This window comes from Paenibacillus sp. NRS-1782, from assembly GCF_050467685.1.
In the GTDB taxonomy this organism is placed as follows: Bacteria; Bacillota; Bacilli; order Paenibacillales; family Paenibacillaceae; genus Paenibacillus; species Paenibacillus terrae_A.
Genome location: NZ_JBITPH010000050.1, coordinates 1 through 24,976 on the forward strand (window position 1 = coordinate 1; position 24,976 = coordinate 24,976).

Annotated in this window: 1 protein-coding gene; it reads right to left on the reverse strand. The window is 52.4% G+C overall.

Going from position 1 to position 24,976, the window contains the following annotated elements:
• Positions 1 to 24,976 (reverse strand): non-ribosomal peptide synthase/polyketide synthase (locus ACIFQM_RS19545; RefSeq protein ID WP_430065998.1); only part of this gene is annotated, 24,976 nt, incomplete at both ends.

Sequence of the window (24,976 nt, forward strand, 5' to 3'; positions counted from 1 at the left end):
TTGGTTCAGACGGTAATCCCGGCGATATGCCGCAGCCGTATTCACCAAGCTGCGATGCTCAATCATGACTCCCTTCGGACGTCCCGTAGTTCCGGAGGTGTAGATCACATACGCCAGATCCTGCGGCTCGTTGATATGCTCGATATCCGCAGTATCCCCGGTGTACAGCGACTCATCGTCCAACGCCAGTACGGTATGCAGACGCAGTCCTGTTGCTGGTTCGGATGTTGCTTTGTTTTCCTCCAACCATCCCTGCGCACGCTCCTGCAAGCCTGTTTGAGTCAATAGTACCGTCGCACCGCTGTCCTCCAGCATGAAACGAATACGTTCTGACGGATAGTCTGCATCCAGCGGCACATACGCGCCTCCTGCCTTCCACACCGCCAGTACGCCGACAAGCATGTCTACCGAGCGTTCGCTCAAGATGCCGACAATCGACTCGCGTCCAATGCCTTCATTTCGCAATCTACGAGCCAATTGGTTCGCACGCTCGTTCAATTTGCGGTACGTAAGCTGCTGCTCCTCGTACACAACCGCCACGTGATCCGGTACAAGCTGCGCCTGTTCCTCCACAATGGCATGGAACAAGGCTCCTGCTTCAACGGCAGCAACATCCGATACCCCCACATCTCCAAAACCGTAGATGATTTGTGCTTTTTCCTCGACGGTTACCATATCCAAAGCTGCCAGTGGCTGCTGTGGATGAAGTGTAATGGCACGAACAAGTTCGGTAAAATGCTTGGCCAATCGCGCGATGGTTTCAGGCTTGTACAGCGCCGTGCTGTATTCCAGACTGCACAGAATACCTTCCGGCTGCTCCACTGCATCCAGAGTCAAATCAAATTTGGCAGTATTATTTTCCGTCGGATACGGCTTTAAGGTCAGACCTTCCAGCTCCAACTCCTGCTGCTCAAATGTTTTCAACTCAAACATCGTGTCAAACAGCGCATTTCGGCTCGTATCCCGTGTCAAATTCAGCTTTTCAACCAGCTCTTCAAAAGGATAGTCTTGATGCTCATAAGCACTGAGCGCATGCTCTTTGACCTCTCGCAGATGATCAAGGAACGTTTTGTCGCCAGATGGATAATTGCGGATCGCCAGCGTGTTAAGGAATACGCCTATCAGGCCCCCCAACTCCGCATGTGGTCTTCCGGCAATCGGCGTTCCGACGATAATGTCCTCCTGCCCCGAATATTTATGCAAGAGTGTGCTATACGCTGCAAGCAACACCATGTACAAGGTTGATCCGGTTTGAGCGGCCAGCTGCTTCAACTGCTCGCTGTCCTCCATGCTGATTGCAAAATCCAAACGAGTTCCTTCCAGACGCTGTACGGCTGGTCTTGCAAAATCTGTTGGCATATCCAGCGCCGGAATTTCACCAGCCATGGTTTTCAGCCAATAGCTTTCTTGCTCATGAAGACGTTCACTTTGCATATCTGCATGCTGCCAAACGGCATAGTCCTTGTACTGAATGCGAAGTGGCGGCAGCTCCTTGCCTGCATACAATTGAGAAAGCTCCTGCACGATTATTCCCTCAGTAACGCCATCCGAAATAATATGGTGCATGTCATAGAGCATAACGTGACGTTGCGGTCCGTTTTCTACCAACTGAACCCGCAGCAACGGTGCTTGCGCGAGATCAAATGCACGTACAAAGTCCAGTGCATACTGCTGTGTCTCTTCTTCGCTTGCCAGCACATACTCCACGTTGAAATCGACATTTGGTTCAATACGTTGAACAACCTCGCCATCCACCATATCGAATCTGGTTCGCAGGGTTTCATGACGGGCAATCAGCTGACGGAAGGCTTGCTCCAGTCGCGTTTTATCCAGGGAACCTTCAATAATCAAAGCTTCCGGCATGTTGTAGCTAACCTCTCCACCTTCCAGATGACTCAAAACATACATCCGTTTTTGCGCCGAGGAAACTGGATAATATGCGCGCTCCTCCACAACAGGTATGGATACATACGTGTGCTGTGTCTGATGTTCACCCATCACCTGCACCAATTGCTCAATCGTTGGATATTGGAAAATATCTCGCAGCGCCAGCTTGTGATGCAGCTCCTGATGAATTTTCGCCACCAGTGTTGTAGCACGCAGAGAATGTCCTCCCACTTCAAAGAAGTTATCCTTAATGCCTATCTGCGAATGATTCAGTACACCTTGCCAGATACGTACAAGCTGCTCTTCCAGCAATGTCCGCGGTGCAGCGTACTCCGTGCCTCCCAAGCGTGCTTCCGGCGCAGGCAACGCTTTGCGGTCGATTTTTCCGTTAGGTGTCAGCGGGAAATGATCCAGTTGTACGACATACGTCGGGATCATATAGCCCGGCAACTTTGGCTGCAGCGCTTTGCGTAGCTCCGGCAAGCTCAGTGCCTCTGAGGCTACGAGATACGCACACAGGTCCTTGTTGCCGTCTTCGTTTTCCCAAGCGGTGACCATCGCTTTTTGAATGCCATCCACGGTCAGCAGCTGCGCTTCCACCTCGCCCAGTTCAATCCGGTAGCCCCGGATTTTGACTTGATAGTCCATCCGGCCGATAAAGTCCACATTTCCGTCCGACATCCACCGCGCCAAATCGCCTGTGCGGTACAATCGTTCACCCGGCACATACGGATTCGCGACGAATTTCTCGGCCGTCAGGTCCGCACGGTTCAGGTACCCACGCGCTACCCCGGCTCCGCCAATGCATAGCTCGCCCAGTACGCCGATAGGTACTGGATTCAATTGGCTGTCCACGATATAAAAACGTGCATTCAGCCACGCCTGACCAATCGGCACACTGCCGCTGCTTGGCAGCTTCGACAGCTCTTCGTCGTAGAAGCTGGAGTCAATCGCCGCTTCCGTTACGCCGTAGCTGTTAATGATCCGAGTAGCTGCGCCAAACCGCTCTTGCAGCACTCGGTAATCCGCCACGTTGCAGCTATCCGAGCTGGTGATGAGTAGCTCCAGACTGCTCATGTCCAGTCCCTGTTCATGCACATGCTGCATGAACGGTACGATCAGAGCTGGTGTCGATTCAAACACCGTAACCTGATAATCGTGAATCCAGTCGTACAGACGGCTGAGATCAATCCGGTCGTCTTTCGGACAAATCACCATCGTTCCGCCGTTATAGAGCGCCCGTGCGATATCCCCGACGAATACGTCGAAGGAGAAGCTTGCCAGTTGCAGCAACCGTACCGGGAACTGGTTCAGGCGGTAATCCCGGCGATACGCCGCAGCTGTATTCACCAAGCTGTGATGCTCGATCATGACTCCCTTCGGACGTCCCGTTGTACCGGAGGTGTAGATCACATACGCCAGATCCTGCGGTTCGTTGATAGGTTCGATATCCGTGGTGTCTCCGGTGTACAGTGACTCATCATCCAACGCCAGCATTGTCTGCAAGCACAGTCCAGTTGCTGGTTCGGATGTTGCTTTACTGTCAGATGGCCAGTCTAATGTTAAATTCAGGTCTCCATGGAGGGTACCTGATTCCACCGTCTCAGCGCTAACCGCCGTTTCCAGTTGGCCCTCAGACTTCCGCCCGGTCAAGACCCCTCGGCTTTCCTCCAGCCATACCTGCGCACGCTCCTGCAAGCCTATTTGGGTCAGCAGCACCGTAGCACCACTGTCCTCCAGCATAAAACGAATACGTTCCGACGGATAATCTGCATCCAGCGGCACATACGCGCCTCCAGACTTCCACACTGCTAGTACGCCGACCAGCATGTCTACCGAGCGTTCGCTCAAGATGCCGACAATCGACTCGCGTCCAATGCCTTCATTCCGCAATCTACGAGCCAATTGGTTCGCACGCTCGTTCAGTTTGCGGTACGTAAGTTGTTGCTCGTCATACACAACCGCCACGTGATCCGGTACAAGCTGCGCCTGTTCTTCCACAAAGGTATGGAACAGGGCTCCTGCTTCAACAGCAGCGACATCCGATACCCCCACATCTCCAAAACCGTAGATGATTTGTGCTTTTTCCTCGACAGTTACCATATCCAAAGCTGCCAGTGGCTGCTGCGGATCAAGTGTAATCGCACGAACAAGTTCGGTAAAATGCTTGGCCAATCGCGCGATGGTTTCAGGCTTGTACAGCGCCGTGCTGTATTCCAGACTGCACAGAATACCTTCCGGCTGCTCCACTGCATCCAAAGTCAAATCAAATTTGGCAGTATTATTTTCCATCGGATACGAATTTAGAGTCAGACCTTCCAGCTGCAACTCCTGCTGCTCCAATGTTTTCAACTCAAACATCGTGTCAAACAGCGCATTTCGACTTGTATCCCGCGTTAAATTCAGCTTCTCAACCAGCTCTTCAAAAGGATAGTCTTGATGCTCATAGGCACTGAGCGCATGCTCTTTGACCTCTCGCAGATGATCAAGGAACGATTTGTCGCCAGACGGATAATTGCGGATCGCCAACGTGTTGATGAATACACCTACCAGGCTCTCCAGTTCCGCATGCGGTCTTCCCGCAATCGGCGTTCCAACTACGATGTCCTCTTGGCCCGTGTACTTATGCAAGAGCGCGGTGTATGCCGCCAGCAGCACCATATACAGCGTGGAGCCTGTTTGTGCCGCCAGTTCTTTCAGACGTTCGCTAACTGCACGCTCCAGTCCGAATTCGATCGTATTCCCTGCTGTACTCTGCATCGCCGGACGGGCAAAGTCGGTTGCCAGATCCAGCACAGGCAGCTCACCCCGGAAGGTGTCGAGCCAGTACGCTTCCTGGCGCTGCATCCACTCCTGATGGGCTTCGCTTTGCTGCCATGCCGCATAATCCTTGTACTGAATCCGCAATGGCGACAGTTCTTCACCGTCATACAAGCGGACAAATTCATCGGTCAGTACCTCCATAGACACACCATCCGAAACGATATGATGCATGTCGAGCATGAGCAAATGCTGCGATTCTTGCTCCACTCCTTGTACGCCCAGGTCCACCAAGCCTACCCGCAGCAGCGGCGCAGCTTGCAGATTGAACGGACGGACAAAGCGCCGCACCCGCTCTTGCGCTTCCTTGCTAACCATCGTATCCGTGGTCGTCGCACCCTCTGCCTGTACCTTTGCATATTCCACCTCGAACGGCACGATGTCCTCAATCCATTGCATTGGCTCACTGTCCACCAGTTCAAAGCGGGTACGCAAGGTCGCATGGCGGGCGATCAGCTGACGGAACACGTCCTCTACTCGTTTCACATCCAGCGGGCCGCTCACTTGCAGCACCGACGGCATGTTGTAGTTCACATCATTCGGGTCGAACTGATGCAGCACATACAGTCGTTTTTGCGCCGAGGATAACGGATAGAAGCCACGGGCTTCCGTCACCGGAATGGACGCATACGCCACTTGATCCAGACTTTCCAGAACGGCTGCCAGTTGTTCGATCGTTGGTGCTTCAAAAATACTGCGTAATGGAAGCGGCTTGTTCAGCTCCTTGTGAATCTTCGAGGCCAGGGTGGTCGCCCGCAGCGAATGTCCGCCAATCTCGAAGAAGTTTTCCTTCACACCGACCTGCGCCAAGCCCAGCACATCCTGCCAAATTTGCGCCAGCTTCACTTCCACCCACGTCCGCGGTGCGACATAATCCGCTCCGCTTTGCAGGCTGCCTTCTGGTGCTGGCAGTGCCTTGCGGTTGATTTTGCCGTTCGGACTCAGCGGCATCTGCTCCAGCTGTACAAAGTACGATGGCACCATATAGCTTGGCAGCTCCCGGCCCAGCTCACTTCTCAGCTCGCTGGCTCCGAGCTCTTGTCCGGCGACGTAGTATGCCACCATTTGTTTTTGGCCTGTTTCATCTGCACGGGCCATGACGACCGCTTCTCGTACTGACTCCACCTTCAGCAACTGCGATTCGACCTCGCCCAGCTCGATCCGGTACCCCCGGATTTTCACCTGATGGTCGATCCGTCCCAAATATTCGATGTTGCCATCCGGCATCCATCTCGCCAAATCGCCCGTGCGGTACATCCGCTCATAGCCTGCTTCGCCACCGGCAAACGGATCGGCAACAAATTTCTCTGCCGTCAGCTCCGGACGGTTCAGATAGCCTCGTGCTACACCTACGCCGCCGATGCACAACTCCCCTGCAACCCCAATCGGCTGCAATTGCTCCGTTCCTTCCTTCACGATGTACAGACGGATGTTCTGAATCGGTTTCCCGATTGGAATAACGGCATATTCCTCCGTCGGCTCGCAATCGAAATACGATACGTCCACCGTCGCTTCGGTTGGGCCATACAGGTTGATCAGCTTCGCTCCAGCGATTCCTGACACGAGCCGTTGGAACCGCGCTACATGCTGCGGCGGCAACGCTTCCCCACTGGCAAATACATGACGCAGCGTTCCCAGCTTCGCTTGTATCACTTCCTGTGGCTGCTGCTCCACATACTCCAGGAATGCATGCAGCATCGCAGGCACAAAGTGCATCGTGCTTACGCCATCGCGGGCAATCGTGTCTACGATGTCCTCCGGATTCTTTTCCCCGCCAACCGACAACAGACTCACCTTCGAGCCCACCATCGACCACCAGAACAGCTCCCACACCGACACGTCGAATGTGAAGGCAGTCTTTTGCAGGATCGTATCCTCTGCACTCAAGCCGTAACGATCATGCATCCACAAAATCCGGTTCAGCACGGAATGGTGCTCAACCATAACGCCCTTCGGTTTTCCAGTCGAGCCGGAGGTGTAGATGACATAGGCTACATGGTGCGGACCAGCCAGTGGCTCCAGATTCGAGCCATCCTCATGGTACATCTCCATCTCCTTGCCATCTTGCTCCCGACGATCCAGCAGCAGCACCTTGCCGTCGAAGCTCAGCGACGCTTGCTCGGCCAAATGCGATTGCGTCAGCACCAGCTTCGCTCCTGAATCCTCCAGCATGAAACGGATACGGTCCGTCGGATATTCCGGGTCAATTGGCACATAGGCTCCGCCTGCCTTGAGGATCGCATAGATACCCACGATCATGTCCAGCGAGCGGTGTACCAGAATGCCCACCGGCTGATCCGGTTCAACGCCTTCCGCGCGCAAGGTACGTGCAAGACGATTCGCCCGCTCGTTCAGCTCGCGGTAGGTCAGCGTCTCTGCTCCAAACAGCACCGCCACCTGATCCGGTATTCGTGCCGCCTGTTCCTCGAACAGCGCACTTAACGTCTGATCCTGCGGATAAGCTGCCCCCGTATCGCCCCAAACCTGAACAATCTGCGCTTGTTCTTCCGGTGTTACCAATCCCAGCTCATTCACACGGATATGCGGATTGTTCACGATTTGCTCAAGCACATGCAATACATGTCCTTGCATACGCTCCACGGTAGCCCGATCATACACATTGGCGTTATAGCGGAACATGATTTGGAACACCTCATCCGGCATCACAATCAAGTCCAGATCATAATTCGTTTGCTCAACAACCTCTACATTCGTAATTTCAAAAGCGGACGGACGAGCTTCGCCAAGCTGCTCAACCTGCTGTTCTACCGGGTAATTCTCAAATACCATAATATGGTTAATCAGATTTTGCTTCTGCTCCGTCAGCGCCTGAATCTCATACAGCGGGAAGCTGTCGTATACTCCCGAGGCCAGTGCCTGCTCCTGCGTTCTCCGCATAATCTCCACAAAAGTAGCATTCCGTTCACTTTGAATCCGAACCGGGATCGTATTAATGAACAAACCGATCATATTCTCTACGCCGACGATATCCGTCGGACGTCCAGATACGACACTACCGAAAATAACATCCTCATTGTTGTTATATTTCTGCAAAATCAGGCCCCACACGCTTTGCATCAGCGTATTAATCGTCACCTGCTGCTGCTTCGCTACCCGATGCATGGCTTCGCTCAACGTGCTATCCAGCTCCACCGTTATTTTTTCAGAAATATATTCGCTGGCTTCACTAGCTGTAGTGGATAGAGCATTCTCCGTGCTGTCCACGGCTTGATCTTTTAATGAAGCATCCGATCCAGGCAACAAAGTCTGCTGTTCAAAGCCTGCCAAATAGCTACTCCAATACTCTTTTGCCGCACGTTCATCCTGACGCTCCAGCCATTCGATATATTGGCCATATGGGGTGATGTTAGCAAGCTCCGGCTGCTTCTGCTCCACTAGCGCAAAGTACGTACCGAACACTTCGCCTGTCACCAGCGACAAGCACCAGCCGTCCATGACAATGTGATGGAAGCTCCATACCAAGTGATAGGTTTCTTCATTGGTCTGCAATACCTGTACGCGCATGAGCGCATCCGTACCGAGATTAAAGCCCCGAGCCTGATCCTCCAGCTTGAACGCCTGAATATATGCCTGTTGCTCCGCTTCCTGCATTCCGCGTAAATCCTTGAAGGAAAGGTCGCTATCTTTGTGACGGAACACGATCTGCAACGGCTCCTGATTCTGTCCTGTCTCAAACATATGGAAATTCGTCCGCAGCGCTTCATGACGCTGTATCAGCAAATCCAGGCTCTTCCGGAAAATAGCTACATCAAAGCTGCCTTTTTGATCAAACGATGCTTGCTGGAAGTATGCGCCTGACTCCGGCTCCATCAAGCTATGGAAAAGCATCCCCTTCTGCATTGGCGAGAGTGCATACACATTTTCCAGCTCACCCACAGCAGCCATGTGCTCCGTCAATTGTTCCAGCTGCTCCAACGTCAAGCCCTTGAACAATACATCGCTTGGTGTTAGTTCACTCCGCTCTTTGGAGGCACAATGAACGATCACTTCCTGCAAGCTCTCCTGTAGCAATTGTGTAAATTTTTCCACATTTTGTTGATGATATACCTTGCTGTCATAGCGAATTTCCAATGTCAGCACGCCTGCTGTAATCATCCCGTTCACATTCAGTGGATGCTCCAGAGCGGTATTGTCACTCATCGGCTCTCCACCTGTATGTGAAGACAGCGTGATATCACCATTTTCCAAATCCTGATCAAATTGTCCCAAATAGTTAAAGCTGATTTCAGGCTGCAAGCTTAAGGATGGATTGGCATCATCCCGAGACATATATTTCAAAATACCGTAGCCAATGCCCTTATGCGGCACATGACGCAGGTCTTCCTTCACCCGTTTAATTCGCTGACCGACTTCTGCCTTGCCATCAACATCGAGCAGCAGCGGATATTGGCTTGTAAACCAGCCCACTGTACGTGTGATGTCGATATCTGGAACAATGGCTTCCCGGCCATGTCCCTCCAGGTTGACCAGCACGCGCTCCTGACCGCTCCAGTTGTATAACGCCGTACCGAGTGCGGTTAACAGCAAATCATTGACCTCTGTGTTGTACGCACGGTGTGCTTCCTGAAGCAGCAGTCGTGTTTCCTGCTCGCTCCAAGCCACAGTCACAATCTCACTGTCTCTGATCAGAGAATGCTGTCCTTCCGCGCTCTCTTGATCCTTAGGCAACGATGCGGTTTCCATTTGGGCGAGATGCTGCCAATAATCGCGTTCGTTTTCGATGGCCGAACTATTCGCATATTGGGACAATCGCTCTGCCCAAACGGAGAAAGAGTCCGTTTTATATGGCAGACGAATCGCTTCTCCCCGAACCGCCTGCTCATATCCGGTGGCAAAATCCTCGAATATGATCCGCCATGAAATGCCGTCTACGACCAAATGGTGGATCGCAATCAGTAAATGATCTCCGTCCGTGCAATGGAACAGCCCCAGCTTGACCAGTGGTCCCTCGTCCAGACGAATGGAACTTTGAATAGCATTCGCTTTCTCTTCAATGGCCCTCACCACGTCCGCAGCGTCATCGACGCCCGTCAAATCAACAACGTCCAGACTATATAGCTTGCCTTCGTTCAAGCCATGATTCCACGCTTCATAGCCCTGTTCGGTCTGACGGAAGACCATGCGCAGCGCATCATGATGCTCGGTCACCTTGGTCACCGTTTGATGCAATGCGGCTTCATCGAAGCCTTGCTCTCTATACAGCATCACCGACTGGTTGAAATAATGCGGCTCTGCTACGAATTGTCCAAAGAACCATTGCTGAATCGGGGTCAGCTTGACCGCTCCCGAAACCGCACGCTGATCGGCTGTACGGCTGACCTTGTGGACATGACCACTCAGCAGCGATACGGAAGGATATTGGAACAAATCCTTCATTTCCAGCTTGTAGCCAGCTTGCAGCAAACGGGAGGATACCTGGATCGCTTTGATCGAATCTCCACCCAGATCAAAGAAATTATCCAAAATCCCGACTCTCTTGGCCCCTAATACAGCCTGCCAAATGGAAACCAAAGTCTGCTCCAGCGCTGTACGCGGCTCTACATAATCCGCACCGCTTTGCAAGCTACCTTCTGGTGCCGGCAGTGCCTTGCGGTCGATCTTACCGTTCGGTGTCAGTGGCATCTGCTCCAACTGGATGAAATACGAAGGCACCATGTAATTTGGAAGCTCCGCGCCCAGTAAGCTGCGCAGCTCTCCTGCGTTCACGTCCCGTTCGGCAACATAGTACGCCACCAGTTGGTTTTGCCCCTGCTCGTCCGCCTGGGCCAGTACGATGACCTCTTGCACATCTTCCACTTTCAGCATTTGGGCCTCGACCTCGCCCAGCTCAATTCGGTAGCCCCGGATTTTGACCTGATGGTCGATCCGGCCTAAATATTCGATATTGCCATCCGGCATCCATTTCGCCAAGTCACCTGTACGGTACATCCGTTCATAGCCCGCTTCGCCAGCCGCAAACGGATTCGGTACGAATTTCTCAGCCGTCATTTCTGGACGATCCAGATAGCCACGGGCCAGACCCGGACCCGATACGCACAGCTCACCCGCTACGCCTACTGGAGCCAAATGTCCATGCACATCCACCATGTATACCCGGTGATTCGGCACAGGACGTCCGATCGAAATCAGTTGGCCTGCTCTCTCATCCTCGGATACCGGCCAAATCGACGTCGCTACCGAGTTTTCGGTCGGACCATAACCGTTGTAGTACGCCACCTGATCCTTCCACTTGTATACCAGCTCTGTTGATGATGCTGAACCGGCAGTGAACAGAATACGCAGGTTTGGCATCCGTTCCGGCTCCAGATACACCGCATAGGTCGGCGGTAAGGCTGCCACGGTGATTTGATGATCCCCCATATATTGCTCGAATCTCTCATAGTTCAAAATCGTCTCTGACGTTGGCACGTACAACGTGGCTCCGCAGAACAACGCCTGGAAGATTTCCCAGCAAGCCGCATCAAACGAATAGCTGGCAAACAATAACGCATGATCCGACGTGCTGATCCGAAGTGTCTGATCAAAATACGCTTTGAGATTGCACAGCCCGTGATGCTCCAGCATTACGCCCTTCGGCTGACCCGTCGTTCCCGACGTGTAGATCACATACGCCAGATCGTTCGGGCCAGACACTGGCTCCAGATTCGATCCATCTTCGTGATATACTTCCTGCTCTCCATCCAGCACCAGAACCTTGCCGTCAAAGGCCACTTTTTCCACCAGATGGCTTTGGGTTAACAAGAGATCCGCACCCGAATCATCCAGCATGTAACGGATACGTTCTTCTGGATACGTCGGATCAATGGGGACATACGCGCCCCCGGCCTTCATAATCCCGAACATCCCCACAATCATGTCTACCGAACGCTCGGTCATCAGACCTACTAGACGATCCTTCGTCACGCCTTGACCGCGCAACGTACGAGCCAGACGATTCGCACGTTCATTCAGCTCGCGATAGGTCAACTGCTCTCCTTCGAAGAACAACGCTGCCTGCTCTGGTGTCTGCGCTACTTGTGTCTCGAACAAGCCATGGATCGTTTGCTCGCTTGGATACTCGACGGCTGTATCTCCCCATACGCCCAGAATTTGCTCTCGCTCCTGCTCGCTTAACATATCCAGCTCATGTACCCGAATGTCCGGCTTCGCTGTCACTTGCTCCAGCATTTGCACCAGATGACCTCGAATTTGTTCTACACTTTCACGTTCAAATGCCATTGCATTATAACCAAAGCTCATGTGAATCGTGTTCCCTGGCATTACCACTAGGTTAAAGTCATAGTTGGTCTGCTCCACAGATTCGGCCCCTGTGATGCTAAAGCTGGACCCATCACCGTTACCTAATTGCTCAATTTGTTCCTCTACCGGATAGTTCTCAAAAATAAGAATATGATTAATCAAATCCTGCTTAAGCTCCGACAACCCCTGAATTTCATACAACGGATACGTATCATAGGCATGGGAAGCAATCGCTTGCTCCTGGGTTTGCTTCATCACTTCTGAGAATAAGCTATCCACATGACTGCTGATGCGTACAGGAATCGTATTGATAAACAAACCAATGATGTGCTCCACGTTTGGAATTTCTGCCGGACGTCCAGATACCACGCTGCCAAACACCACATCATCTGTGCCATTATATTTTTGCAGCAGTATGCCCCACACGGTCTGCATCAACGTATTGATGGTTACCTGATAACGATTGGCGATTCGCTGAATGCTTGCCGTTAGATCTTCGCCCAAGTCAAAATCCAGACGCTCCGCCTGATATGCGGTTTTACCCTGGATTTTTGCCTGTGGCAAGCGGGACTGTTCCTCATATCCTTCCAGAACCTTGCTCCAGTAACCTGTTGCGGCCTGACGATCCTGCTGCTCCAGCCATTCGATATATTGACTGTACGGCGTTATAGGTGCCAGCTCAGGCTGCTTATGGGCCAGTATCGCAAAATAGCTCGCAAATACTTCGTTGGTCACCAGCGACAGGCACCAGCCGTCCATCACGATATGATGGAAACTCCATACAAAACGGTACGAATCCTCACCTATCCGCAAAATAGCGACACGCATCAAAGCATCTTGCGCGAGATCAAAGCCCCTCTGCTTGTCTTTGCGCGTATATTCGAGGATGTACTCGTTTTGCTTCTCTTCCTCCACATCGCGCAGGTCCTCTACATATAGTTCACTACGCTTGTTGCGGTACACGACCTGAAGCGGTTCATCCTTCCAGCCACTGTAGAAGTTCGTGCGCAGTGCCGTATGCCGCTGCACCAATACATCCAGGCTTGCCGCAAAAGCAGGGATATTAAAATGTCCTTGCAGATCAAAGGATGCCTGCTCAAAATAAGCTCCCGATTGCGAATCCATAAGATTGTAGAAGAGCATACCCTTCTGCATCGGCGTCAGTGCGTATACATTTTCCAGCTCACCTGTACGTGAAGCCTGTTCCGCAATTTGTTCCAGCTCTCCAGTCGTCAGACCTTTGAAGGACACATCACTCGGAGTCAGTTCCGGCTGTTCTTGAGCGATGCAAAGCGTAATCACCTCTTGCAAAGCGGATTGCAGCAGTCCTGCAACACGCTCCAGCGTTTCTTTGCGATACTGCTTACGACTGTAAGCGATCGTCAATCGCAGCATGCCTTCCGAGATCATCGCGTTCAAATCCAGCGTGTACAGTAACGGTGAATGTGTATCATCTGTCTCACCTGCATCGTGGGACGACAACGTGATTCCGCTGTTTTCCAGATCCTGATCGACCTGACCCAAATAGTTAAAGCTGATTTCCGGTTCTGCTGGAATTGCACGTGCTTTATCCGATGCGGACGCATGGGACAAGTAGCGCCACGTTCCATACGTCAGCCCTTTATGCGGAATCCGGCGCTGGCCTTCCTTCGTGTCTTTAATCCGCTCTGCCAGCGTCAGATTGGCACCCATGTCCAGCAGCACCGGATACAAGCTCGTAAACCAGCCTATCGTACGTGTAATATTCACCTCTGGCAGGATCGCTTCCCGACCATGTCCCTCCAGATTCACCAGCACATGTCCTGCGCCTGTCCATTTATGCATCGCCAATCCTAACGCGGTCAGCAGCAAATCATTGACCTCGGTGTTGTAGGCGCGATGTGCCTGCTTCAACAGCTGTTGGGTTTCAGCTTTGGTCCACTCCACCGTCAGCACTTCGCTGTCTGCATTCAAGGAGCCCTCATAGGCAAAATCCTTAGGCAGCGGCGCAGCATCAGCCTTGGCCTGCTCCAGCTGCTGCCAGTAAACTTCATCCGATGCAGCCTCAGGACGGTTGGCGTAAGACGACAACTCCCGTGCCCATGTTTGGAAGGAATCCGTTTTATATGGCAAACGTACAGACTCACCCTTCAGCGCCTGCTCGTAGCCTGTAGAGAAATCTTCAAACAGAATCCGCCACGACACCCCATCCATCACCAAATGGTGAATGGCTATGAGCAAATGATCGCCCTCTGCTGTGCGGAACAATCCCAGTTGTACGAGAGGTCCTTCGGACAGATAAATGCTGCTTTGAATTTCATTGGCCTTCGCTTCCAGCGCTTCCGCATAGGTTGCCTGTTCACGGTAATCCACCGTTTCCAGCGTATACAATGCGCCTTCATCTACACCGCGTGTCCAAGCCGTGTAACCGGATGAAGCCTGACGGAAAACCGTACGCAACGCATCATGGTGCTTCACGATATGATCCATTGCCCGGCGAACCGCCGTCTCATCAAAGCCCTCGGCGCTATAGAGCATGACCGCCTGATTAAAGTGCTGCGGACGCTCGCGCTCCTGTGCAAAGAACCAGTGCTGGATCGGAAGCAAAGCGGTTTCCCCGCTCACTTCTCCTTGATCTGCAATACGGCTCACCTCTTGCATATGCGGTGCCAGTGTTGCGACTGTTGGATACTGGAACAAATACTTCATGTCTAGCTTGTAGCCTGCCTGGAACGCACGGGATGCGATTTGAATTGCCTTGATTGAATCGCCGCCCAGATCAAAGAAATTGTCCAAAATACCGACGGTTTGCACGCCCAGGACAGACTGCCAGACTGCCACGAGTGCCCGTTCCGTTGCGGTGCGCGGCTCTTCATAATCCGCCCCGCTTTGCAGGCTGCCTTCTGGTGCTGGCAGTGCCTTGCGATTGATTTTGCCGTTCGGACTCAGCGGCATCTGCTCCAGCTGTACAAAGTACGATGGCACCATATAGCTTGGCAGCTCCCGGCCCAGCTCACTTCTCAGCTCGCTGGCTCCGATTTCTTGCCCGGCGACGTAGTACGCCACCATTTGTTTTTGGCCTGTTTCATCTGCACGGGCCATGACGACCGCTTCTCGTACCGACTCCACCTTCAGCAGCTGTGATTCGACCTCGCCCAGCTCGATCCGGTACCCCCGGATTTTCACCTGATGGTCAATCCGGCCCAAGTACTCGATGTTGCCGTCCGGCATCCATCTCGCCAAATCGCCCGTGCGGTACATCCGCTCATAGCCTGCTTCGCCTCCGGCAAACGGATCGGCAACGAATTTCTCCGCCGTCAGCTCCGGACGGTTCAGATAGCCTCGTGCTACGCCTACACCGCCGATGCACAGCTCCCCTGCAACCCCAATCGGCTGCAATTGCTCCGTGCCTTCCTTCACGATGTACAGACGGATGTTCTGAATCGGTTTTCCGATCGGAATAACCGCATATTCCTCTGTCGGCTCGCAATCAAAGTACGATACGTCCACCGTCGCTTCGGTTGGGCCATACAGGTTGATTAGCTTCGCTCCAGCGATTCCTGACACGAGTTGTTGGAACCGTGCCACATGCTGTGGCGGCAACGCTTCTCCGCTGGCAAACACATGACGCAGCGTTCCCAGCTTCGCTTGTATCACTTCCTGTGGCTGCTGCTCCACATACTCCAGGAACGCATGCAGCATCGCTGGCACAAAGTGCATCGTACTTACGCCATCGCGGGCAATCGTGTCGACGATGTCCTCCGGATTCTTTTCCCCGCCAACCGACAGCAGGCTTACCTTCGAGCCGACCATCGACCACCAGAACAGCTCCCATACCGATACGTCGAATGTGAAGGCAGTCTTTTGCAGGATCGTATCCTCTGCACTCAAGCCGTAACGATCATGCATCCACAAAATCCGGTTCAGCACGGAATGGTGCTCAACCATAACGCCCTTCGGCTTTCCAGTCGAGCCGGAGGTGTAGATGACATAGGCTACATGGTGCGGACCAGCCAGTGGCTCCAGATTCGAGCCGTCTTCGTGGTACATTTCTTCGCTGTCCAGCACCAGCACCGTGCCATCGAAGCTCAGAGACGCCTGCTCTGCCAAATGCGCTTGCGTCAGCACCAGCTTCGCTCCCGAGTCCTCCAGCATAAAACGGATACGATCCGCAGGATATTCCGGGTCAATCGGCACATAGGCTCCGCCTGCCTTGAGGATCGCATAGATACCCACGATCATGTCCAGCGAGCGGCGTACCAGAATGCCCACCGGCTGATCCGGTTCAACGCCTTCCGCACGTAGAGTACGTGCCAGACGATTCGCCCGCTCGTTCAGCTCGCGGTAGGTCAACGTCTCTGCTCCAAACAGCACCGCCACCTGATCCGGTGTTCGTGCCGCCTGTTCCTCGAACAGCGCACTTAACGTCTGATCCTGCGGATAAGCTGCCCCCGTATCGCCCCAAACCTGAACAATCTGCGCCTGCTCTTCCGGTGTTATCAATCCCAGCTCATTCACACGGATATGCGGATTGTTCACGATTTGCCCGATGACTTGGTCGATATGGCCTTGGATACGCTCCATAGCAAACCGGTTATACACAAGAGCATTGTATTCAAGCAGGATGGAGATATCCTCGTCAGGCACAACAATCAGGTTAAAGTCGTAGTTGGTTTGCTCTGCGAGTGCCACATTGGCAATAGAGAAGCCAGTCTGTGCGCCTGTCTCGCCGGAGCTGCCCACCTGCTTCATTTGCTGCCCGATCGGATAGTTTTCAAAGATCATAATATGATTAATCAGGTCTTGCTTTTGTTCAGTCAGCGCCTGCATGTCATACAACGGGAAGGTATCATACGCACTGGACGCCAAAGCCTGCTCCTGTGTTCGTTGTAATATTTCAGCAAACGTGGCATTCTGCTCACTGCTAATACGAACCGGAATCGTATTGATGAACAGACCGATCATGTTTTCCACACCCGGAATGTCTGCCGGACGCCCGGATACCACACTGCCGAACACGACATCCTGATTATTATTGTATTTTTGTAAAATAACGCCCCAAACGCTTTGCAGCAATGTATTAATCGTTACCTGCTGCTGCTTGGCAATGCGGTTTAACGCCGTGCTTCGTTCTTTACCTAGTACAAATGACAGCTTTTCCGAAACATAACCGGAATTTGAAGCCTTACTGCTTCCTTCTTTATCTTCAATCCGTGCCATTACAGAGGCCTGTGCGTTCTCGCCAGGCAGCAAGGTCTGCTGCTCGAAGCCAGCCAAATAGTCGCTCCAATAGCGGGTCGCTTCCTGTGCATCCTGCCGTTCCAGCCAATCAATATACTCGCTATACGGCTTGACAGGTGCGAGCTCTGGCTGCTGATGCTCCAGCAGGGCAAAATATGCACCAAACACTTCGTCCGTCACCAGTGACAGACACCAGCCGTCCATTACCATATGATGGAAGCTCCATACAAAACGGTATGAGCTATCCCCCGTGCGGAAGACGGTTACGCGCATAAGCGCGTCCTTGCCTAAATCAAAGTTTTGCTCTTTATCCCGGCCCACAAATTCAGCTACAGCATCTTCACGACCTCTGACATCCTCATAACGGAAGCCCGGATTTTTATAGCGATAGACGACCTGTAGCGGTTGACCATGCCAGCCGCTGTAGAAATTTGTCCGGAATATAGCATGTCGGCTAACCAGCAGCTTCAGGCTTTCCTCGAATACGGTCGGCTCAAAATGGCCCTCCAGATCAAAGGTCGCCTGTTCAAAATACACTCCTGATTCTGCGTTCATCAGACTATGGAACAGCATGCCCTTCTGCATCGGCGTTAACGGATACACATTCTCCAATTCCCCAACCGTCTGTGTCTGCTCAACAATCGTGTCTAATTGCTCCAGCGTCAGACCCTTTAACAGTACATCGCTTGGAGTCAATTCTGACCGCTCCCGTATGACACAATGCTCGATCATATCAAGCAAGTTGGCTTTCAGCAGGTCAGCCAGCATTTGGATGGTGTCCTTGCGGAAGGCCCTGCCGTTATACCGAATATCCAGCTCCAGTATGCCGTTCGTGACGATCCCGCCCACATCGAGCGCGTATTTCATCTTCGTCCGGTCACTAACAGCTAATCCAATCGGGTACGGAGATATCCGAATATCGCTGTTTTGCAAGTCCTGATCAAACTGTCCGAGATAGTTAAAGCTCACTTGCGGCTCGGCATAGCCTCCATCGGTTTTACCCATATGCAAAGCGTCTTCTTTATGACCATCTGCACGGCCAGCTTCAATTAGATGTCTCCAAATACCATAACCAATTCCTTTATTCGGAATTTGACGCAGGCTCTCTTTGACCTGTTTGATGCGCCCCGACAAATCAAGATCACGACCGATGTCCAGCAGCACCGGATATTGGCTCGTAAACCAGCCCACCGTGCGAGAAATGTCCGTATCCGGCAAAATGTCCTCGCGTCCGTGCCCCTCCAAATTAATCAGGCTACGTTCATGACCCGTCCATGTGTACAGCATCATGCCCAATGCAGCCAGAAGCAGATCGTTCACTTCCGTGTTATATGCGCGGTGCGCCTGCTTCAATAGCCGTTCTGTCTCTTCTTCCGTAAGCTTGATGACCACTGTATCCGTGTCAGCCAAGGTAAATTCGCCATCCTGCGCTTGATCCTCAGGCAACCGTGCTTGATCCACCAAAGCGGATGTATTCAATTGCTCCCAGTAGGCGCATTCACTGTCCATTGCCGCGCTATTCGCATAGGTGGAAAGTCTTTCAGACCAGGAACGGAAGGAATCCGTTTTGTCAGGTAATTGGAGTGCTTCTCCATTTACTGCCTGTTCATAGGCTGTAGCCAAATCCTCAAACAAAATGCGCCACGATACCCCGTCTACTACCAAATGGTGAATCGCCAGCAGCAAATGATCCCCGTCTGCACAGTGGAACAAACCTGCTCTAAACAGCGGTCCTTCATGCAGATGAATACTGCTTTGAATTTCACTGGCTTTCCCCTCAATCGCTGCGCTGAGCACCGCTTCATCCGTCAAATCCCTAAAGTCCAGCACGTCCAGGTGGTACAGCTCGCCTTCCTGCAATCCGCGGCTCCATGCTTCATAGCCCTGCTCTGTCTTGCTGAACACCATCCGTAGTGCATCGTGGTGCTCCGCCAGCTTGATGAGCGCCTGACGCAGAGCGGATTCGTCAAAGCCCTGCTTCCGGTGCAGCATGACCGCCTGATTAAAGTGATGCGCGTCCACCTGCTCCTGTTCCGCAAACCAGTGTTGAATCGGCGTCAGCATCGCTTTCCCTGTGACTTCGCCTTGCTCGGCCGTTCTCTTGCCCGCTAAATGCAGATGCGGAGCCAGCTCCTTCACGCTTGGATATTTGAACAAGTCTTTCATGTTTAGCTTATAGCCTGCCTGGAACGCACGGGATACGATTTGAATCGCCTTGATCGAATCGCCGCCCAGATCAAAGAAATTGTCCAAAATACCGACGGTTTGCACGCCCAGGACGGACTGCCAGACGGCAACAAGTGTCCGTTCCAGCGCGGTGCGCGGCTCTACATAATTCGCTCCGCTTTGCAGGCTGCCTTCCGGTGCCGGCAGTGCCTTGCGGTCGATTTTACCGTTCGGTGTCAGTGGCATCTGCTCCAACTGAATGAAGTATGAAGGCACCATATAGCTTGGCAGCTCCCGCCCCAGTTCACTTCTCAGCTCGCTGGATTCGAGTTCTTGCTCCGCAATATAGTATGCCACCAGTTGGTATTGGCCTGTTTCGTCCGCACGAGCCATAACTATGGCTTCTCGTACCGACTCCACCTTCAGCAATTGCGATTCGACCTCGCCCAGCTCAATCCGGTACCCCCGGATTTTCACCTGATGGTCAATCCGGCCCAAGTATTCGATGTTGCCGTCCGGCATCCATCTCGCCAAATCACCCGTGCGGTACATCCGCTCATAGCCTGCTTTCCCGCCTGCAAACGGATTATTCACAAATTTCTCGGCCGTCAGTTCTTCGCGATTCCAATACCCACGGGCCAAGCCTTCCCCTGCAATACATAACTCGCCCGGTACACCGATTGGCTGTAATCCATCATTCGCATTCAGGATATACATTTCCGTATTCGCGATAGGACGTCCAATATTAATTTGATTGGCATGAGTCAGTTCCTGTACTGTCGACCACACCGTCGTTTCTGTAGGACCGTACATGTTATAAATGCGAAGACCGTTTATTTCTTGCAGTGCTGCCAGCAGCTTGGACGGAAGTGCTTCACCCCCGACCATTATTTCCTTCACACTTTGCAGCGCATGGGAGCCTGCTTCATGACCCAGCAGCATTTGCACCCGGGATGGTGTCATTTGCAACATATCAACATGATGATGAACGATCAACTCACCCAGCGCCTGAGGATCAACCTGATGCTGGCTGTCGCCAAGCACCACCGTCATTCCACCCAACAGTGGCAGGATGGTTTCCAATACGAAAATATCGAATGAAATTGTCGTGAGTGACAAAATGGTTTTGCCCGCTTCAAAGTCGATTATTTCGCGCATCCCTGTAATAAAGTTGAGTACCGAGCCATGCTGGAGCATAACTCCTTTCGGATTTCCAGTCGATCCAGAGGTATAAATGACGTAAGCCAAATGCTCTGGGCGGGCAATCGTCTCCAGATTGCCGCTCTCTCCCTGATACAATTCTGTATCCTCAAGGAAGATTGTATTGGCGTTGCAATGGTGCTCTTCCACCAGATCACGACTGGTCAGAAGCACTGTGGCCTTACTGTCTTCCAGCATGTATTCAATACGAGATGACGGAAATTCGGGATCAATCGGCACATAAGCACCGCCTGCTTTTAGAACAGCAAGGAGCCCTGCGATCATTTCCACTGAGCGCTCCACCATCAGGCCAACCAGCTTGTCGGGTCCTACTCCCTGCGCTTGAAGCATTCGTGCCAAGGAGTTGGCCCGTTCATTCAGCTCCCGATAAGTCAGACTCTGATTTTCAAACACCAATGCCACTTGATCCGGCGTACGCTCCACCTGCTCCTCAAACAGCTCATGGATTGTCTGATTGTGTGGATATACCGCAGCGGTGTCATTAAACGCTTCTGTAATCTGTTGTTTTTCCACCGCTGTGACTAATTCCAGCTCTTCAACGCGAACGTTCGGATGGAGTGAAATTTGCTCCAGCAGACGGACAAAATGTCCATGCAGACGCTCAATGCCTATTTGATCAAAGCAGAGTGCGTTATACATAAAACGAATCTTCATACCTTCTCCCGGCATAACGACTACGTTCAGATCATAGTTGGTTTCCTCTGTAGTCACTACGTTCGAAATCGTAAATTTATCGTGACCACCACTTCCCAACTGCTCTACCTGCTGCTCTACCGGATAATTTTCAAATATCATAATATGGTTGATCAAATCCTGCTTCTGTTCGGTCAGCGCCTGAATCTCATACAACGGAAATGCGTCGTAGCTATTAGAGGCCAGCGCCTGCCGCTGTGTTCGTTTCATCAGTTCGACAAAGGCCTCACCCTTTTCAGACAGAATGCGCACTGGAATCGTATTTATGAACAACCCAATCATGCGCTCCACACCCATGATATCGGCTGGACGACCGGATACAACACTACCGAATACAACATCCGGACTGTTGTTGTATTTTTGCAGCAGCACGCCCCATACCGTCTGAATCAATGTATTGATGGTCACCTGATTTTGCTTCGCCACCCGTTCGATCTGAGCGACCAGTTCCGGCTGGAATTCGCATTCCAGTTCTCCGCCGACATATTCCCCTGCTTGTGCGGATTTAGGCTGTGTTTTTTGCTGCGGAAGCATAATTTGCTGCTCATAGTCTGCCAGATACCCGCTCCAGTATTGCAGGGCCGCTTCACGATCCTGACGCTCCAGCCATTCAATGAAACGACTGAATGGCGTGACCTGCTCAAGCACCGGCTCCTGACCCGCACGAAATGCCTGATAGCTGCCAAATACCTCCTGTATCATAAAGGACAAGCACCAGCCATCCATCAAAATGTGATGGAAGCTCCAAACAAAGCGGTACGTTTCATCCCCCGTTTGCAAAATGGAAATACGATTGAGTGCATCCTCTGCCAGACGGAATCCTTTGGCTTTATCTGCAAGCACAAAAGCCTCAACCCGAGCTTCACGCTCCTCTTTTTCCAGTCCGCGCAAGTCTTCATAGTACAATGCTCCGCTGCGGTTGCGGAAGACAACCTGTACAGGCTCATCCTTCCATAAATTGATAAAGTTCGTCCGTAGGGCCTCATGACGTTGTACAAGCAGATCCAGGCTTTTGCCGAAGGTGACCACATCAAAACGTCCGTTCAGCTCAAAGGTGGCCTGCTCAAAATAAGCCGCCGAATCCTCGTCCATCATGCTGAAGAAGAGCATTCCCTTTTGCATTGGCGTTAAGGCATACACATTTTCCAGCTCACCCATATCTCGCGTATCTTCCACCAGTTGCTCCAGCTCGTCCAGCGTTACGTTATCTAGTAGGACATCGCTTGGTGTCAATACCGTTCTTTCCTGGGCGACGCAATGGCTAATCACCTCACGCAAGCCCGAAGCCAGCAGCTCTCCAAGCCGGGCAATCGTCTCATGACGGAACTGCGTTGTGCCGTAGCGAATAGTAAAGATCAACTCGCCGTCTTCGATCACTCCATTGATATCCAGCGCAAAATCCATAGCCGCGTTTGTGCTGACAGGCACACCCATAGAATAGGAGGAAGGCTCCAGATCGTTGCCTTTATAATCCTGATCAAACTGACCCAGATAGTTAAAGTTGATTTCTGGGGTCAACTGGAGCTGTACGCCTGCTTGCGCGGAAGCCTCCGTATTTGAAAGGTATCGCAAAATACCATAGCCAATGCCTTTTTGCGGAATATGGTGCAGCCCTTCCTTCACCCGTTTGATCAAACGGGCGATATTTCCACCTTGTCCCAGGCTTCCATCCAGTACAACCGGGAATTGGCTCGTAAACCAGCCCACCGTGCGCGTAATATCCACATCCGATAAAATGGATTCCCGTCCATGACCCTCCAGGTTGACCAGTACTCGTTCAGAACCGGACCAGTCATATACGGCTTTGCCGAGTGCAGCCAGCAACAGGTCATTCATTTCCGTGCTATACGCGCGGTGAGCCTGCTTAAGCAACAAATCGGTTTCCTGCTTCGTCCAGCGGACGGTGACAACCTCACTATCTCCAAGCAAGGCATGATCGTTGTCATAATCCTTTGGCAACGGCTTCGCCAGACTTGCTTCTGCTTGTTCAATATGCTGCCAGTAAGCAAGCTCCCGCTCCATCGTCGCACTGTTCGCATAGGCCAACTGATGCTCGGCCCATGTCTGGAACGAATCTGTTTTAAGCGGCAATCGAATAGCTTTGCCTGTTTTACCTGCAACAGCCTGCTCATAAGCGGCTGCCAAATCCTCTAGCAGAATGCGCCACGATACACCGTCCACGACCAAATGGTGAATGACGATTAACAAATGATCGCCCTGAGCGCATTGGAACAAACCAAGCTTCACAAGCGGTCCCTCGCTCAAATGAATGCCGGCTTGAATTTCATTCGCCTTGGCTTCCACAGCTGTGGATTCGTCTTCAACTCCACTGAAATCTACAATGTCCAGTGTATATAGCTCGCCTTCCTCCACACTGCGGTTCCAGGCTACGTAACCATGCTCTGTCTCACGGAATACAGTACGCAATGCGTCATGATGCTGGACCATGCGTTCCATGGTATGGCGCAGCGCATCTACATCAAAGCGCCCAGCTCGATACAGCATCATCGCCTGGTTGCTGTGATGCAGGTCAACCGGCTGCTGCTCAAAGAACCACCGTTGAATTGGTGTCAGCTCTACCTCACCGACTGCCTCTTCCTGACTGGCGATTTTGCCATCTGTGCGAAGCAAAGGACTAAGGGACGCTACCGTTGGATTGCTGAACAGATCCTTCATGTCCATTCGATAGCCTGCTTGCAGTAATCGAGATGATACCTGCAGCGCCTTGATCGAATCGCCGCCCAGCTCGAAGAAGTTATCCTGCGTGCCTACCGTTTCCACGCCCAGCACTCCGGCCCATACCGAAGCCAGTACCTGCTCGACCGTTGTACGTGGCGCCACATAGGCTGCACCTGTATGGATACTTCCTTCTGGCTCTGGCAAGGCCTTACGGTCGATTTTGCCGTTGCTCGTCAGCGGTATCGTCTCCAGACGCATCAAGCGTGCTGGCACCATGTGCGCTGGCAGTCCTGCTTCCAGCTGGACCTGTACCTCCTCGATCCGCAGCTCCGCTTCTCCCGTAATATACCCGCACAAATACTTGTGCCCACGCTCATCTGTCCGGTCGATCACGACCGCTTGACGCACACCCGGCACCCGCTGGATCACGGTTTCGATCTCGCCCAGCTCAATCCGGTAGCCCCGGATTTTGACCTGATAGTCCATCCGGCCGATAAAGTCCACGTTCCCGTCCGGCATCCACCGTGCCAGGTCACCTGTCCGATACAGCCGTTCACCCGGCACGTACGGATTCGCGACGAACTTCTCGGCCGTCAGGTCCGTACGGTTCAGGTACCCACGTGCTACCCCGGCTCCGCCAATGCATAGCTCGCCCAGTACGCCAATAGGTACCGGATTCAATTGGCTGTCCACGATATAAAAACGTGCATTCAGCCACGCCTGACCAATCGGCACACTGCCGCTGCTTGGCAGCTTCGATAGCTCTTCGTCATAGAAGCTGGAGTCAATCGCTGCTTCCGTTACGCCATAGCTGTTAATTATCCGAGTATCTGCGCCAAATCGTTCTTGCAGCACCCGGTAATCCGTCACACTACAGCTGTCCGAGCTGGTGATGAGTAGCTCCAGACTGCTCATGTCCAGTCCGTGTTCATGCACATGCTGCATGAACGGTACGATCAGAGCTGGTGTCGATTCAAACACCGTTACCTGATAATTGCGAATCCAGCTATACAGACGGCTCGGATCAATC